Source organism: Agrobacterium pusense, assembly GCF_900102105.1.
GTDB classification, from domain to species: Bacteria; Pseudomonadota; Alphaproteobacteria; order Rhizobiales; family Rhizobiaceae; genus Agrobacterium; species Agrobacterium pusense.
Genome location: NZ_FNBB01000002.1, coordinates 259052 through 273601 on the forward strand (window position 1 = coordinate 259052; position 14550 = coordinate 273601).

The 14550-nt window shown below is 60.2% G+C and carries 12 protein-coding genes and 1 other RNA gene; all 13 read left to right on the plus strand.

What is annotated here, in order from left to right; genetic code table 11:
• Positions 1-182: 182 nt before the first annotated feature.
• The 13 genes from BLU28_RS05840 to ftsW all read left to right on the plus strand — a co-directional run bounded on the left by BLU28_RS05840 (position 183) and on the right by ftsW (position 14544).
• On the plus strand, positions 183-722 hold the full coding sequence (locus BLU28_RS05840) for a lytic transglycosylase domain-containing protein (RefSeq protein WP_004442810.1): 540 nt from the start codon (positions 183-185) through the stop codon (positions 720-722).
• Between the two features lie 88 nt (positions 723-810).
• Positions 811-1998, plus strand: a complete 1188-nt coding sequence (locus BLU28_RS05845; protein WP_077987438.1) for an FAD-dependent oxidoreductase — start codon at positions 811-813, stop codon at positions 1996-1998.
• Between the two features lie 60 nt (positions 1999-2058).
• On the plus strand, positions 2059-3249 hold the full coding sequence (locus tag BLU28_RS05850) for an NAD(P)/FAD-dependent oxidoreductase (RefSeq protein WP_077987439.1): 1191 nt from the start codon (positions 2059-2061) through the stop codon (positions 3247-3249).
• A 56-nt stretch (positions 3250-3305) separates the two neighbouring features.
• An RNA gene (gene rnpB / locus BLU28_RS05855) (RNase P RNA component class A) lies at positions 3306-3707 on the plus strand.
• 401 nt (positions 3708-4108) lie between these two features.
• Positions 4109-4549 carry a division/cell wall cluster transcriptional repressor MraZ gene (gene mraZ, locus BLU28_RS05860; RefSeq protein WP_035209666.1) on the plus strand — a complete coding sequence of 147 codons (441 nt, stop codon included), beginning with the start codon at positions 4109-4111 and terminating at the stop codon, positions 4547-4549.
• Between the two features lie 14 nt (positions 4550-4563).
• Positions 4564-5589, plus strand: coding sequence for a 16S rRNA (cytosine(1402)-N(4))-methyltransferase RsmH (gene rsmH / locus BLU28_RS05865; RefSeq protein ID WP_035209668.1), 1026 nt, complete (start codon positions 4564-4566; stop codon positions 5587-5589).
• A gap of 1 nt (position 5590) precedes the next feature.
• Positions 5591-6148 (plus strand): cell division protein FtsL, encoded by a 558-nt coding sequence (ftsL, locus tag BLU28_RS05870; RefSeq protein WP_004442805.1) that lies wholly within the window; start codon positions 5591-5593, stop codon positions 6146-6148.
• Complete coding sequence (locus BLU28_RS05875) at positions 6148-7890, plus strand: peptidoglycan D,D-transpeptidase FtsI family protein (protein WP_004442804.1); 1743 nt, start codon at positions 6148-6150, stop codon at positions 7888-7890. Before ftsL ends, BLU28_RS05875 begins: the two co-directional genes overlap by 1 nt.
• A 57-nt stretch (positions 7891-7947) precedes the next feature.
• Entirely contained in the window at positions 7948-9417 is a 1470-nt protein-coding gene (locus BLU28_RS05880) for a UDP-N-acetylmuramoyl-L-alanyl-D-glutamate--2,6-diaminopimelate ligase (protein ID WP_004442802.1), read from the plus strand.
• Positions 9414-10847, plus strand: a complete 1434-nt coding sequence (locus BLU28_RS05885) for a UDP-N-acetylmuramoylalanyl-D-glutamyl-2,6-diaminopimelate--D-alanyl-D-alanine ligase (RefSeq protein ID WP_004442800.1) — start codon at positions 9414-9416, stop codon at positions 10845-10847. The genes BLU28_RS05880 and BLU28_RS05885 overlap by 4 nt, the downstream gene beginning before the upstream one ends.
• Positions 10848-10870: 23 nt before the next feature.
• Positions 10871-11971, plus strand: coding sequence for a phospho-N-acetylmuramoyl-pentapeptide-transferase (gene mraY / locus BLU28_RS05890; RefSeq protein ID WP_003522196.1), 1101 nt, complete (start codon positions 10871-10873; stop codon positions 11969-11971).
• 3 nt (positions 11972-11974) lie between these two features.
• A complete protein-coding gene (murD, locus tag BLU28_RS05895; protein ID WP_004442796.1) occupies positions 11975-13384 on the plus strand; it encodes a UDP-N-acetylmuramoyl-L-alanine--D-glutamate ligase in 1410 nt (469 codons plus the stop codon).
• A 5-nt stretch (positions 13385-13389) separates the two neighbouring features.
• Positions 13390-14544, plus strand: coding sequence for a putative lipid II flippase FtsW (gene ftsW / locus BLU28_RS05900; protein ID WP_004442795.1), 1155 nt, complete (start codon positions 13390-13392; stop codon positions 14542-14544).
• Positions 14545-14550 lie beyond the last annotated feature (6 nt).

Consider the following 14550-nt stretch of genomic DNA (forward strand, 5'->3'; position numbering starts at 1 on the left):
AGTTAATCCGCATTGAGGAAGTTTAAGAACAGCACTGTATGCGGTGACGTTCTTCAGGGGAACCTGCCGTCAATATCAATCAAGGAGACCGGACAGCGGAGAGTCGCGATCGACTTTCCGGGCGTTGACTAATTGTGCCGATTCATTGTTCCGGTCCTCCGATCTGGAGACTTTTTCTACATATGAACAGGGTTGTTGTTGCTGTCGTAGTGGGTATTGCTGTACTCGCTTCGCAGGCGGGGATTGCTTTTGCCAAAGATGAAGACGTGAAGACCAAAACCGTGACGCTGGAGAATTTCTTCCGCAAGCCCGGTTATCCCATGCCAGAAAAGAGCCTGCCTTCTTCGCTCAGGAACGATTATTCCGATCTGATCGTCAAATATGCCAAGCGTTACGGCGTTCCCACCAATCTGGCGCATGCCGTGGTTTCGGTTGAAAGCAAGTTCAACCCCAAGGCTCGTGGCAGCGCCGGCGAAGTCGGGCTGATGCAGATCAAGCCGGCGACGGCGCGGATGATGGGTTATCGCGGCACGACCAAGGCGCTGTACGATCCCGAGACCAACATTCGCTGGGGCATGCAATATCTGGCGACGGCGCATCAGCTGGGCGGCGGTCAGGTTTGCAGCACGATCCTGCGGTACAATGCCGGCCATGGCGCTACCCGCATGAACCCGGTCTCCAAGCGTTATTGCGGCAAGGTGCAGGCGCTGCTGGCCGGCTGAGGCCTCCATCGTCTGAGAAATTGCGAAAAGCGATTCCGCTCCCACCCGTCATGCTGTAGTCAGAAGCAAAGCTGATACGGAGCATGACATGCCTGATTTCAAATATATCGTCGTCGGGGCCGGGATGATGGGAGCGGCTGCGGCGCGGCATCTCTCAGTGCAAACGGATGGCGTGGCGCTGATCGGCCCGGGTGAACCCGCCGATCCCAAGACCCATAAGGGCGTGTTCTCAAGCCATTACGACGAGGCGCGCATCACTCGCGGGTTTGACGGCGATCCCGTCTGGGCGGAACTGGCGCAACGTTCCATCCACCGTTATGCCGAGATCGAGGCTAAGAGCGGCATCCGCTTTTTCACCGAAGCGGGCTGCCTGTTCACCGGCAACGGCAAGGGTCTTGCCGGTGATTATGTCTCGCGCGCCCTTTCCTCGGCCGACCGTCTAGGCCTTGGCATAGAGACGCTGGGCCATGATGTGCTTGCCGACCGGTTTCCGATGTTCTCCCTGCCAGCCGATCAAGGCGGTTATTTCGAGGCGCGGAATGCCGGTCACGTCAATCCACGGGCCCTGGTGAAAGCGCAGTGCGCCATTGCGGAAGCGCAGGGCGCACGGTTGCTGCGCGAGACGGTGACGCATATTCGCGATACCTCCCGTGGCGTTGAGGTTTCGACCCGCGAAGGGGCCATCCACACCGCCGAAAAGGTCATCGTAGCCGCCGGCGGTTTTACCAACATGGCAGAACTTCTTCCATCGCCGGTCGATATGGCGGCAACGGGCCGAACCATCGTGTTTTTCGAGCTGGACGAGGCAAGGCAGGCCCTGTTTGGAGCGATGCCATCCACCATCGTCCTCGCGGAGACCGAGGACGACATCGTCTACATCCTGCCGCCGGTGCGTTATCCCGACGGCAAGGTCTATCTGAAGATCGGCGGCGAGAGCGAGAAGGGCAGGCTGGAAACGCTGGCTGACGCGGTTGGCTGGTTCCATTCGGACGGCACGCCTGAGGAGGTGGAGTTTTTGAAGAAGCGGGCGCTATCACTGATGCCGGAGCTTGCCGGCTGCCCCGTGACCTCCGGCTCCTGTGTCGCCTCCATCACCCGCAGCGGCTATCCCTACATCGGCTATACGCAATCTTCCAACATCGCGGTTCTGACCGGCGGCAATTTCGTTTCCGCCAAATCTTCGGACGAAATCGGACGGCTGGGAGCCGTGCTGCTTTTGAACGGTCAGCTGGCAGAGGATGAGTTCGCCGCCGAAATGGCCCCGGTTTTCGTCTGACATTTTCGGGCGAAGCGGCTAAAAGGTTTCGACGGAAGTGAGCGGGTAAAGAGGGGCGGCATGTCGGGACATTTCAAATATATCGTCGTGGGCCGCGGCATGATGGGCGCCGCCGCCGCCCGCCATCTGGCCGAAACAGTGGATGGCGTCGCGCTGATCGGTCCCGGTGAGCCTGCAGATATAAAATCGCATCAAGGCGTCTTCGCCAGCCATTATGACGAGGCGCGGATTACCCGCACCATCGATGGCGATGCCGACTGGGCGTTGCTCGCCAACCGTTCCATTGCACGTTATGGCGATATTGCCACACGCAGCGGTGTCGAGTTTTACGCGCCGGTCGGCTGCCTGATGGTTGGGCCTGAGCGGGGCGGCGCCAATCCCTTTGTCGATGATGTTCTGAAGGCGGCTGCTCGGCTCGGGGTTTCCACGGAACTCCTGGATGACCAGAGCCTGAAAAGCCGCTTTCCCTATTTCTCCTTTGAACAGAGCTGCGAAGGCGTCTTCGAGAGGGATAATGCCGGTTACGTCAATCCCCGCGCGCTGGTGAAAGCACAGGCCATACTGGCGGAAAAGGCGGGTGTTACGCTGATCGACGATATCGTTGTTTCCACCCGGGAAGAAAGTGGCCGGGCATCGGTTCATACGGCATCAGGTGCGGTTTACACCGCAGACCGGGTGTTGGTGGCGGCTGGCGGCTTCTCGATTACCAAAGATCTGTTGCCCCAGCCGGTAGCGCTGGATGTCTATGCACGCACCGTTGCTTTCTTTGAGATAGATGGGGGTGATCTGGATCAATATGCCGGCATGCCGTCGCTGATCTACGAGCCGCGCGATACGACAAAACATATCTATCTTCTGCCGCCGGTCCGCTATCCCGATGGCAAATTCTACCTGAAGATTGGCGGCGATCCCGATGACAAGCGGCTCGGCAGTGATCCGGAAATCCGGGAATGGTTCCGTTCCGGCGGACGTGAAAGCGTGCGGGATCATCTCGCTGACATCGTCGGAACGCTGGTGCCTGCCATCGATCTCTCGCGTGTCTCGATGGCCGCCTGTGTCGTCTCCAAAACCGGCAGCGGTTATCCCGCCATCGGTTTCACAGCCTCGCCGCGCATCGCCGTTCTGACCGGTGGTAACGGCATGGCGGCCAAGAGCTCCGATGAGATCGGACGGCTTGGCGCGTTGCTGCTACGAGACGGAGAAATCGCCGACGGTGCTTTCTCGACGGATTTCAAACCCGCATTTCTTTAATCTTGGCCGTCGCTTTTCGGTGGCTTTCGCTGCGGAACATGGTTATGCAGCCCATGCCAGTTGGCCGGGCAGCCGCGCTTTACCAATGTCGAAAGACGGTAAGGTGAGGAAAGTCCGGGCTCCACGGAAATACGGTGCCGGATAACGTCCGGCGGGGGCGACCCCAGGGAAAGTGCCACAGAGAGCAAACCGCCATGCATCGCATGGTAAGGGTGAAAGGGTGGGGTAAGAGCCCACCGCGCTTCTGGTAACAGCGGCGGCAAGGTAAACCCCACCGGGAGCAAGACCGAATAGGGATGACACGGGGCGGGCGAAAGCCCGTTCACAGCCGGTTTCCGGGCCCGTCATCCGGGTGGGTTGCGCGAGGCGGCATGCAAATGCCGTCCCAGATGAATGGCTGCCACGTTCCGGGTCAAACCGGGGCCATACAGAACCCGGCTTACAGGCCAACTGGCGAATTTCCTCTTCGGCTTCGAGGGTGGAAATTTTGGCGGGATGAAGACATCCTGTTGTTTCATAAAAGAAAATATATTTTTCCATGATGCATTTTTGCGTCGTGAAGGCGGGTTGCTGCGCGCAAAGTAAACCATTCGTTAAACTTAACGGCTTATGAATTTCCGATGCGAAGGCGGTATCGTGCCGGCTTCATCCCATTGACGCCCATAGTGTCCCATGGTATCCCAAATGCACACCACATTGGGTCGTGTTTTTGACCCGCAATCGCTGAAACGAGTGAGGAGCCTGCAAGGGGCTGCTGCAGGGCACGTCGCCCTGGCGCTTGGCGATGTGTCGTGCGTACCGGTGTCGGCTGCGGGGCGGATGAATCGCTTTGCGGCATGCGGTTTTGGCGAGTTGAGTAATGGACCGCTTTTTATCGAACGTGACGAACAGGATCGACGCCAAGGGGCGCGTTTCGGTTCCGTCTCCGTTTCGTTCGGTGCTGGCCAAGCGCGGCGTTCAGGAGCTTTATTGTCTCCAGGATTTTGCGTTTCCGGCAATCAGTGTCGGCGGTCCGGATCTGCTGGAGCGCTACGAGCGGCAGATTGCGTCCATGGATGCCTTCTCGCCGGAAGCGAACGCAATGTCGCTGCTGGTTCACGGCGGCGGTGTTTTCATGAAGCTCGACCAGGAAGGTCGATTGATGGTGACGGATTTTGTGCGGGAATTCACCGGCATCACTACCGAGGTCACCTTCGTCGGACGAGCGGATCATTTTCAGCTTTGGCAACCGGATGCGTTTTTGGCGGCGCAGGCGGAAGCAAGAGCGGGGCGCGGTTTTTCGGCTGCTCGCCCCGCCTAGGACGGGGACAGTCAATGGCGGCGAATTCTGGCGGACGATCTTCTGATGCCGATGGCGGACCTCAGCGCCATATCCCCGTGCTGATTCGTGAAGTCATCAGCGCGCTTGAACCCGCCCCCGGCAAAATTATTCTGGATGGCACTTTCGGCGCCGGCGGCTATACCCAGGCCATTCTCGATCGCGGCGCAAATGTCATCGCACTAGACCGCGATCCAACGGCGATCTCCGGCGGTCAGGCAATGGTCGCAGCCAATGGCGGCCGGCTTTCGCTCATCCAATCGCAATTTTCCGATCTCGCGAAACATGCGCCCGAGGGCGGCCTTGATGGCGTCGTTCTCGATATCGGCGTATCCTCCATGCAGATCGACGAGGCCGAGCGCGGTTTTTCCTTCCAGAAAAACGGCCCCCTCGACATGCGCATGTCCGCTTCCGGCGTTTCGGCGGCCGATGTCGTCAACCGCGCCAAGGTTGGCGATCTCATCCGCATCTTCGGTTTTCTCGGCGAAGAAAAGCAGCCGGGTCGCATTGCCCGCGCTATCGAGAAGAGGAGGGCGGAAGAGCCTTTCCGCACCACCCGCGATCTGGCGGGCCTGATCGAGATCGTCACGCCACGGAAAGCCAAGGACAAGATTCATCCGGCAACGCGGGTGTTCCAGGCGCTGCGTGTTTTCGTCAATGATGAGCTGGGTGAGCTGGCGCAGGCATTGTTTGCCGCCGAGCAGGTTCTGAAGCCCGGCGGTCGGCTGGTCGTCGTCACCTTCCATTCGCTGGAAGACCGTATCGTCAAGAAATTCTTCTCCGACCGTTCGGGCAAGGCAGCCGGTTCCCGGCATCTGCCGATGGTGGAGGACAAGCCCTCCATTTTCGAGAATATCGGCAAGCCGATGATTGCTGCCAGCGACGAGGAGGCGGAGCTTAATCCGCGGGCCCGTTCGGCCAAGCTCCGCGCGGGCCTGCGCACCACGGCACCGGCGCGCGCTGCGGATTTCTCGATATTCGAGCTTCCCGATCTCGCCAGCCTTGAAAAGATGGGAGGCTGATATGCTGCGCACTTTCGATGTCATCTTGATGGGGGTCATGGTCGCTGCGGCGGTCGTGACCTATTCGATCAAGCACAAGGCCGATCTCAAGCTTGAGGAGGTCCGCAAGCTGGAGGCGGAAATCAAGCTTGAGAAAGATACGATCGATCTCCTGCGCGCTGACTGGGCGCTGCTGACGCAGCCGAACCGTCTGCACCGTCTCGTCAATGCCTATCAAACGGAACTCGGTCTTTCGCCGACACTGCCGACGCAACTGGCGCAGCCGCGCGAGCTGCCGATGCTGCGTTCGCAATTGCCGCAGCCTCCCGAGCCTGAAGGCATGAGCGTCGAGGATGTCATCGCCGCTGCCGTCAATGGCTCCAAACCCGGCGCGACGCTGGGTGGCGCTTCCAAGCCAAAATCACCGCCGGCAGGCCAGATTGCCGTCAACGGCGTGCCGGTGCCTACGCCGCGTGCCCGTGTTTCTCGCCCGGCACCGGCACCCGTGCCCGTTGCCTCCGCCACCGCCGGTGATGAAACCGACATGGACGACACGATAACAGGATCGGTGAACCGCTGATGTCTTTTCTCTCCCGCGCCATGGTTTTGAAGAGCAAGGCTCACTTTTCCGCCAGCACGACCGGCATCCACACCGATCATGCGGCGTTTGAAGGCGCGCGCAAGAAGCGCGCGGCGCAGGCGAAAAGCCGCGTCGGCCTTCTCATTTTTGGTTTTGTCGCCTTTTACGCCGTCGTCGGCGGCCGTCTGGTGCAATATGGCATGGCAGAGCAGGAGACGGTGTCGAGCATCGCGCCGGCCGACAGGCTGATGGCGTCGCGCCCTGATCTTCTCGACCGTAACGGCGAGGTGCTGGCCACCGATATCCGCACCGTCTCGCTGTTTGCCGAGCCCCATCGTATCGTCGATATTGACGAGGCCATCGAAAAGCTGCGCACCGTCCTGCCGGATCTCGACCAGCGCACGACCTATCAGAAGCTCTCCTCCAATTCGCGGTTCCAGTGGCTGCGCCGCCAGTTGACGCCAAAGCAGCAGAGCCAGATTCTCGCGCTCGGCATTCCCGGCATCGGCTTCCGTCCGGAAAAACGCCGCTTCTATCCCGGCGGGCCGACCGCAGCGCATGTCGTCGGTCACGTTAATATCGACAACCGCGGTGTTGCCGGCATGGAGCGTTACGTCGACAGCCAGGGTCTTGCCGATCTCACGGCGCTCGGCATGACGAGCGATCAGCCGCTCGAGCCTGTGAAGCTTTCCATCGACCTGCGCGTGCAGTCCATCGTGCGCGAAGTCGTGACTTCGGCCATCACCAAGTTCCAGGCGATCGGCGCCGGTGCCGTGGTTCTGGATGTGCATACCGGCGAAGTGCTGGCCATGGCCTCGGTGCCGGATTATGATCCGAACAACCCGGCCGAAGGCGCGAAAGAAGGCTGGCTCAACCGCATGTCGAACGGCACGTTCGAAATGGGCTCCACCTTCAAATCCTTCACCATTGCCATGGGTCTTGATTCGGGCCGCGTCCGCCTCGGTGATATGTTCGACGCGCGTTACCCGATCCGCATCGGCGGCTTCACCATCAAGGACTTCCACGGCAAGGGCCGCATGCTCTCGGTGCCGGAAATCTTCCAGTTTTCGTCCAATATCGGTACGGCCAAGATTGCCGATACCGTTGGCACCGAAGGGCACAAGGAATTCCTGACGCGGCTTGGTCTTCTCACCCGCATGCAGACCGAACTGCCTGAAGTAGCGCTGCCTTCGCAGCCGCGTGAGTGGAAGAAGATCAACTCCATCACCATCTCCTTCGGCCATGGCGTTTCAACCACACCGCTGCAGACGGCGGTTGCCGGTGCGGCACTCGTCAATGGCGGCAAACTCATCGAGCCGACCTTCCTGCCGCGCACCCGTGAACAGGCGGATCAGGTGGCAAAGCAGGTGCTGAAACCCGGCGCCAGCAAGGATATGCGCTTCCTCTTCGAATGGAACGGCGTCAACGGTTCAGGCCGAAATGCGCGCGTCGATGGCTTCAACGTCGGCGGCAAGACCGGCACGGCCGATAAGGTCGTCAACGGCCGTTATGTGCACGACAAGAACTTCAACGCCTTCCTGTCGGCTTTCCCGATGGATGATCCGCAATATGTGGTGCTGTCCTTCATCGACGAACCGAAGACCGACAAGGGCAATGGCGCGGCACTCGCCGGCACGTCCGCAGCACCCATGGTGCACGATATCATCAGCCGCACGGCGGCGGTGCTGGGTGTGAAGCCGAAGTTCGGCAAGGATGGCTCGGCCTTGCTCGTGTCTTATTGATTGTTAGCTTATGATGTTCCGGCGATTCGTGCCGGGGGGACAAGACGGAAACAGTCGATGAATTTGCGAGATATATCCGGAAATGCGTTTCCGGAATTGAAAGAATTGCTCCTGTCTGAGATCGGGGCGATCGAAATCGGGGGGATCACCGCAGACAGCCGCAAGGCTGCGCCGGGCAGCCTGTTCGTTGCGGTTTCTGGCACCAAGGCTGATGGTGCGACCTATGTAAAGGATGCGGTTGCCAAGGGTGCCGTTGCCGTTGTTTCCGGGCACGCGGTGGAAGCCGAAGTGCCGGTTCTGGTCGTGACCGACCCACGCCTTTATCTCTCCCTTGCCGCCTCCCGCTTTTACGGAAAACAACCGGAAACCATGGTCGCCGTCACTGGCACCGCGGGAAAGACCTCGGTTGCCTCCTTCGTGCGGCAGATCTGGGCTTTCGCCGGCCATGCCGCAGCCCAGATCGGCACAACCGGTGTCATCGCTCCCGGCCGGGAGGATTATGGCGCGCTGACGACGCCCGATCCGGTGACGCTGCATGCGCTTCTGGCCGAGCTTGCGAGCGAGGGCGTCACCCACGCGGCGATGGAAGCTTCCAGCCACGGTCTCGACCAGCGCCGCCTCGATGGCGTGCGCCTTTCTGCCGCCGGCTTTACCAATCTTGGCCGCGACCATATGGATTACCATCCGACCGTCGAGGATTACATGGCCGCGAAGATGCGGCTTTTCGATACGCTGATGGAAAAAGGCGCTCCCGCCGTGATCTTCGCCGACGATCCTTGGTCGGACAAGGCGGTTCATGCGGCGCGCGAAGCGGGTCTCGATGTCCGCACCGTCGGACGGAACGGGCAATATCTCGCTTTGAAGCGCGTTGAGCATTTCCGCCACAAGCAGATGATCGAAGTGCATCATGACGGCGTCATCCACGAAGTCGATATCCCGCTCGCGGGTGATTTCCAGGTGGCCAATGCGCTTGTTGCCGCCGGTCTTGCCATGTCGACGGGTGTTCCCGCCGCAACGGCGCTCAAGGCGCTCGAAAAGCTTGTCGGCGCTGCCGGCCGTCTCGAATTAGTGGGACAAACGAAAAACGGCGCGCTTGCCTATGTGGATTACGCCCACAAGCCCGATGCGCTGGAAAACGTGCTGACCTCGGTCCGGCCCTTCACCTCCGGCCGCATCATCACCGTTTTCGGCTGCGGCGGCGACCGCGACAAGGGCAAACGCCCGATCATGGGCGAGGTCGCGACCCGTCTTTCCGACATCGTCATCGTCACGGACGACAATCCGCGCTCGGAAGACGCGGCGACGATCCGCTCCGAGGTGATGGCGGCGGCGCCCGACGCTCTGGAAATTGGCGACAGGTCCGAGGCGATCCGCCATGCGGTATCGATGCTGTCGCATGGCGATACGCTGATCGTCGCGGGCAAAGGGCATGAAGAAGGGCAGATCGTTGGCTCCGTGACACTGCCTTTTTCCGATCATGAACAGGTGCGCACTGCACTGGCAGCGCTGGAAGGATCGAAAATTTGAGCTGGTTATGGACAGTCGCCGATATGATCGCCATCACCGCAGGACGCCCGGTGGGCAACCTGCCGACAGGAATCACCGGCATTTCCATCGACAGCCGGACGGTGAAGCCGGGTGAAGCTTTCTTCGCCATCAAGGGTGATCGTGTCGACGGTCACGACTATACGAGTTTCGCGGTTGCCAACGGGGCAGGACTTCTGGTCGTTGCTGAAGCCAAGCTGCCAGCGCTCGGCCGCCTGACGGTGCCGATGATCGTGGTCGAAGATGTTCTTGCAGCCCTTGGCAAGCTTGCCATCGCGGCGCGTCAAAGAACATCGGCGCGCATCATCGCGGTGACGGGCTCGGTCGGCAAGACGACGACGAAGGAAATGCTGCGGCAGGCGCTCGCGCCATCGGGCCGGGTGCATGCGGCGGTGGCTTCCTTCAACAACCATTGGGGTGTGCCGCTGACGCTTGCCCGCATGCCCGCCGATACTGAATTCGGCGTGTTCGAAATCGGCATGAACCATTCCGGCGAAATCCGGCCTTTGGTGAAGATGGTCCGCCCACATGTGGCGATCATCACCACCATCGCGCCTGCCCATCTCGGCAACTTCAACAACATCGAAGAGATCGCCGCCGCCAAGGCGGAGATTTTCGAGGGCGTGGAGCAGGGCGGTTCCGTCATCCTCAATCGTGACAATGCCCAGTTCGAGCAGCTTGAAGAGGCCGCGCAGGAGCAGGGCATCGAACACATCCTGACCTTCGGTCAGCATGCCAAGGCGGATTTCCGCCTCGCGGATTTCGAGAGCACGACGACTGGCTCGACGATCTGGGCGATCCTGAACGGCGAAACCAGCGAGCTGCATCTCAACATTCCGGGCCGGCACATTGCGGACAATGCGATGGCGGTGCTTGGCGCAGTGGCGATCACGGGCGCCAATCTCGACCGTGCTTTCGAAGCGCTGGGATCGCTTGAGGCGGTGAAGGGGCGTGGCCAGCGCCACCATCTGCAGATCAACGGCGGCTCCTTCCTTCTGATCGATGAAAGCTACAACGCCAATCCTGCCTCCATGCGGGCGTCAATCGCGGTGCTGGCGGAAACGCCGACGCAGGGCCATGGCCGTCGCGTTGCCGTTCTCGGCGACATGCTGGAGATGGGCGAATTTTCGGCACAACTGCATGAGGAATTGGCCGGGCCATTGCTTGCGGCGGGTATCGAACATGTGTGGCTGGCAGGCGAGGCGATGGCCGCTTTGCGGGACGCGCTGCCTGACAGCGTCACCGTCATCTGGTTCCCGACGACGGCGGAACTCACCGATTTCGCCCTGCAATGGGTGCAACCGGGAGACGCGCTGATGGTAAAATCGTCACTTGGGCTTGGTTTCGGCAAGATTGTCGCCGCCCTGCTTGACAAGTATCCGGCATTCCCCGAGACGGAACGCCAAGTCTGAAATAGCCTTTTGAAAGGGCAATTATGCTGATCTGGCTCGTCGAACTGTCGGATAAAATTCAAATCTTCAACCTGTTCCGGTACATCACCTTCCGGGCGGGGGCGGCGATGTTCACCTCTGCGTTGATCGTCTTCCTGTTTGGACCGGCCATCATCAATTCGCTGCGCGTGCGCCAGGGCAAAGGCCAGCCGATCCGCGCCGATGGACCGCAGACGCATTTCAAGAAGGCCGGCACCCCGACCATGGGCGGCTTGATGATCCTCGCCGGCATTCTCGGCGGTTCGCTTCTGTGGGGCGACCTGTCGAATGTCTATGTCGTCGCCGTTCTAATGGTGACGCTTGGTTTCGGAGCCATCGGCTTCTACGACGATTATCTGAAAGTGACGAAACAGAGCGACAAGGGTTTTTCCGGCAAGGCTCGTCTCGGCATCGAATTCCTGATCGCGGCGATTGCCGTGTTCTTCATGATGAAGATGGCGCTTGCCTCGGCACCGCATGGCGGCACGCTCGGCAGCTCCATCGCTTTTCCCTTCTTCAAGGAATTTGTGATCAATCTCGGTTATTTCTTCGTGCTGTTCGGTGCTTTCGTCATCGTCGGCGCGGGGAATGCGGTGAACCTGACCGACGGTCTCGACGGGCTCGCCATCGTGCCGGTCATGATCGCGGCCGCCACTTTCGGTGTGATCGCCTATCTCGCCGGTAACGCCGTTTTTGCCAATTACCTGCAGATCAATTTCGTGCCCGGCACGGGTGAACTCGCCGTTATTGTCGGCGCCGTCATCGGTGCCGGCCTCGGTTTTCTGTGGTTTAATGCGCCGCCCGCCGCCATCTTCATGGGCGATACGGGTTCGCTCGCGCTGGGTGGCCTGATCGGCTCCATCGCAGTCGCCACCAAGCACGAGATCGTCATGGTCATCGTCGGCGGTCTCTTCGTCATGGAAACCCTGTCGGTCATCATCCAGGTCTTCTGGTTCAAGCGCACCGGCAGGCGCGTCTTCCTGATGGCGCCGATCCATCACCATTTCGAGAAAAAGGGCTGGACGGAAAGCCAGGTGGTCATCCGTTTCTGGATCATTTCCGTTGGCCTCGCGCTGCTTGGCCTCGCTACCCTGAAGCTGAGGTGAGCGATGATCCCGGTCACGTCGTTCAAGGGTAAGAAAGTCGTTCTTTTCGGGCTCGGCGGTTCGGGTCTTGTCACGGCCCGGGCGCTGGTCGCCGGCGGTGCCGACGTCGTGGCTTTCGATGATAATCCCGACAGTGTCGCAAAGGCCGAGGCCGAGGGCATCAAGACGGCGGATCTTCGGACGATTGACTGGTCGAGTTTCTCCTCCTTCGTGCTGGCACCGGGCGTGCCGCTGACGCATCCGAAGCCGCACTGGTCCGTCGATCTGGCGAAAGCCTCCGGCGTCGAGATCATCGGCGATATCGAGCTCTTTGTCCGAGAACGTCGTGCCCACGCGCCGGATTGCCCCTTCATTGCGATTACCGGGACCAACGGCAAGTCGACCACCACGGCGCTGATCGCACATATTCTGAAATCGGCTGGTCGCGATACGCAGCTTGGCGGCAATATCGGTACGGCGGTACTGAGCCTCGATCCGCCTAAGGCGCAGCGCTTCTACGTTGTTGAGTGCTCGTCCTACCAGATTGACCTGGCACCCACGATCAATCCGACTGCCGGCATTCTTCTCAACCTCACTCCCGATCATCTCGACCGGCATGGCACGATGCAGCACTATGCCGACGTCAAGGAACGGCTTGTTGCCGGCAGCGGCACGGCGATTGTCGGTGTCGACGACAGCTACTCGACGCTGATTGCCGATCGCGTTGAGCGTGCCGGCGTCAGGGTTGAGCGCATTTCCAAGCGCAATGTCGTTTCCGAAGGTCTTTATGCCGAGGGCAGCCGCATCCTGCGGGCGCATGGGGGAACTTCGTCGCTACTTGTCGATCTCGATGGTATCCAGACGCTTCGCGGCAGCCACAATGCGCAAAATGCGGCGGCGGCAATTGCGGCCTGCCTTGCAGTCGGTGTTTCCGAGGATGAAGTTCGTGCAGGTCTCAAATCCTTCCCTGGCCTCAAGCATCGCATGCAGCCGGTTGGCCGACGCGGCAATGTCACCTTCGTCAATGACAGCAAGGCCACCAATGCCGATGCGGCGGCACCTGCGCTTTCGAGCTTTGACCGCATTTACTGGATTGCCGGCGGTCTGCCGAAGGCCGGCGGGATTGCCAGCCTTTCACCGCTTTTCCCGCGCATTGCAAAAGCCTATCTGATCGGCGAGGCGGCGGCGGAATTTGCAGCGACGCTCGGTGAAGCGGTGCCCTACGAAATATCCGGCACCCTGGACAAGGCCGTGCAGCATGCGGCGGCGGATGCGGAAAAAGACGCGACGCCCGGCAATATCGTGATGTTGTCCCCGGCTTGCGCAAGTTTCGATCAATATAAGAACTTTGAAGTCAGAGGTGATTCGTTTGTCGCGCAGGTCGCGGCGCTCGATGGCATGACGATGCTCGTTCACTCTGGAAAAGGGGGCTGAAGGCCATGGTAAGCCGAGTTGATCGCGGTCCGGTCGCGGAATGGTTCTGGACCATCGACCGTTTCTTTCTGGCGGCATTCATCGCGCTGATGGGCATCGGCCTGATGCTGTCCTTCGCGGCGTCGCCGGCCGTTGCCGAGCGTATCGGCCTCAACAGCTTCTTTTTCGTTGAGCGTCAGGCCATGTTCATGGTGCCATCGCTGGCGATCATGGTCGGCTTGTCCTTCCTGTCGCCGCGCCAGGTGCGCCGCGTGGCGGTCATCATGCTGATCGCCTCGCTGCTGATGATGATCTTTGCACTGTTCTTCGGCATCGAGGTGAAGGGCGCGCGGCGGTGGATTTCCATCGGCACTTTCTCGATCCAGCCGTCGGAATTCATGAAGCCGGCTTTCGTCATCGTCTGCGCATGGCTTTTTGCAGAGCGGGCGCGCCATCCGGAAATTCCGGGCAATCTCTTTGCGATCATCACCTTCGGAATCGTGGCCGCACTTCTCATCGCCCAGCCTGACTTCGGCCAGACGATCCTGACCTCCGTTGTCTGGGGCGGCATGTTCTTCATGGCGGGTGTGCCGTGGTTCTGGATCATCATGCTCGGTGGTCTCGGCGTCGGCGGCATCATCTCCGCCTATCTCATGCTGCCGCACGTGGCCGGCCGTATCGACCGTTTCTGGACGGGTGAGGGCGACACGTTCCAGGTGGACACAGCGCGTGAAGCGATCATTCGTGGCGACTGGTTCGGTCGCGGACCGGGTGAGGGTATCGTCAAGCGCATCATTCCCGATAGCCATACCGACTTCATCTTCTCGGTTGCGGCGGAAGAATTCGGCATCGTTTTCTGCATGTTTCTTGTTGCCATCTTCGCCTTCATCGTGCTGCGCGGCCTGTCGCACGCCTTCAAGGAAAAGGATGATTTCTGCCGCTTCGCCGTGGCTGGCCTTGTGCTGCAGATCGGCATGCAGTCGATGATCAATATCGGCGTCAATCTGGAACTGATGCCTGCCAAGGGCATGACCTTGCCGCTGATTTCCTATGGTGGTTCGTCAATGATGGCGATATGCGTGACCGCCGGTTTCCTTCTGGCATTGACACGCCACAGACCCGAAAAGCGGGCGCAGGAGCGGAGTTTCTTCCGCGTTGGTTCCGGCGTTCCCGCGGAGTAAACGATC

Coding starts and splice junctions, on each gene's coding strand:
- mraY (WP_003522196.1), top strand. CDS start 10,871: ATGCTGATCTGGCTCGTCGAACTGTCGGATAAAATTCAAATCTTCAAC.
- BLU28_RS05850 (WP_077987439.1), top strand. CDS start 2,059: ATGTCGGGACATTTCAAATATATCGTCGTGGGCCGCGGCATGATGGGC.
- ftsL (WP_004442805.1), top strand. CDS start 5,591: ATGCTGCGCACTTTCGATGTCATCTTGATGGGGGTCATGGTCGCTGCG.
- BLU28_RS05875 (WP_004442804.1), top strand. CDS start 6,148: ATGTCTTTTCTCTCCCGCGCCATGGTTTTGAAGAGCAAGGCTCACTTT.
- BLU28_RS05845 (WP_077987438.1), top strand. CDS start 811: ATGCCTGATTTCAAATATATCGTCGTCGGGGCCGGGATGATGGGAGCG.
- BLU28_RS05880 (WP_004442802.1), top strand. CDS start 7,948: ATGAATTTGCGAGATATATCCGGAAATGCGTTTCCGGAATTGAAAGAA.
- BLU28_RS05840 (WP_004442810.1), top strand. CDS start 183: ATGAACAGGGTTGTTGTTGCTGTCGTAGTGGGTATTGCTGTACTCGCT.
- rsmH (WP_035209668.1), top strand. CDS start 4,564: ATGGCGGCGAATTCTGGCGGACGATCTTCTGATGCCGATGGCGGACCT.
- murD (WP_004442796.1), top strand. CDS start 11,975: ATGATCCCGGTCACGTCGTTCAAGGGTAAGAAAGTCGTTCTTTTCGGG.
- mraZ (WP_035209666.1), top strand. CDS start 4,109: ATGGACCGCTTTTTATCGAACGTGACGAACAGGATCGACGCCAAGGGG.
- ftsW (WP_004442795.1), top strand. CDS start 13,390: ATGGTAAGCCGAGTTGATCGCGGTCCGGTCGCGGAATGGTTCTGGACC.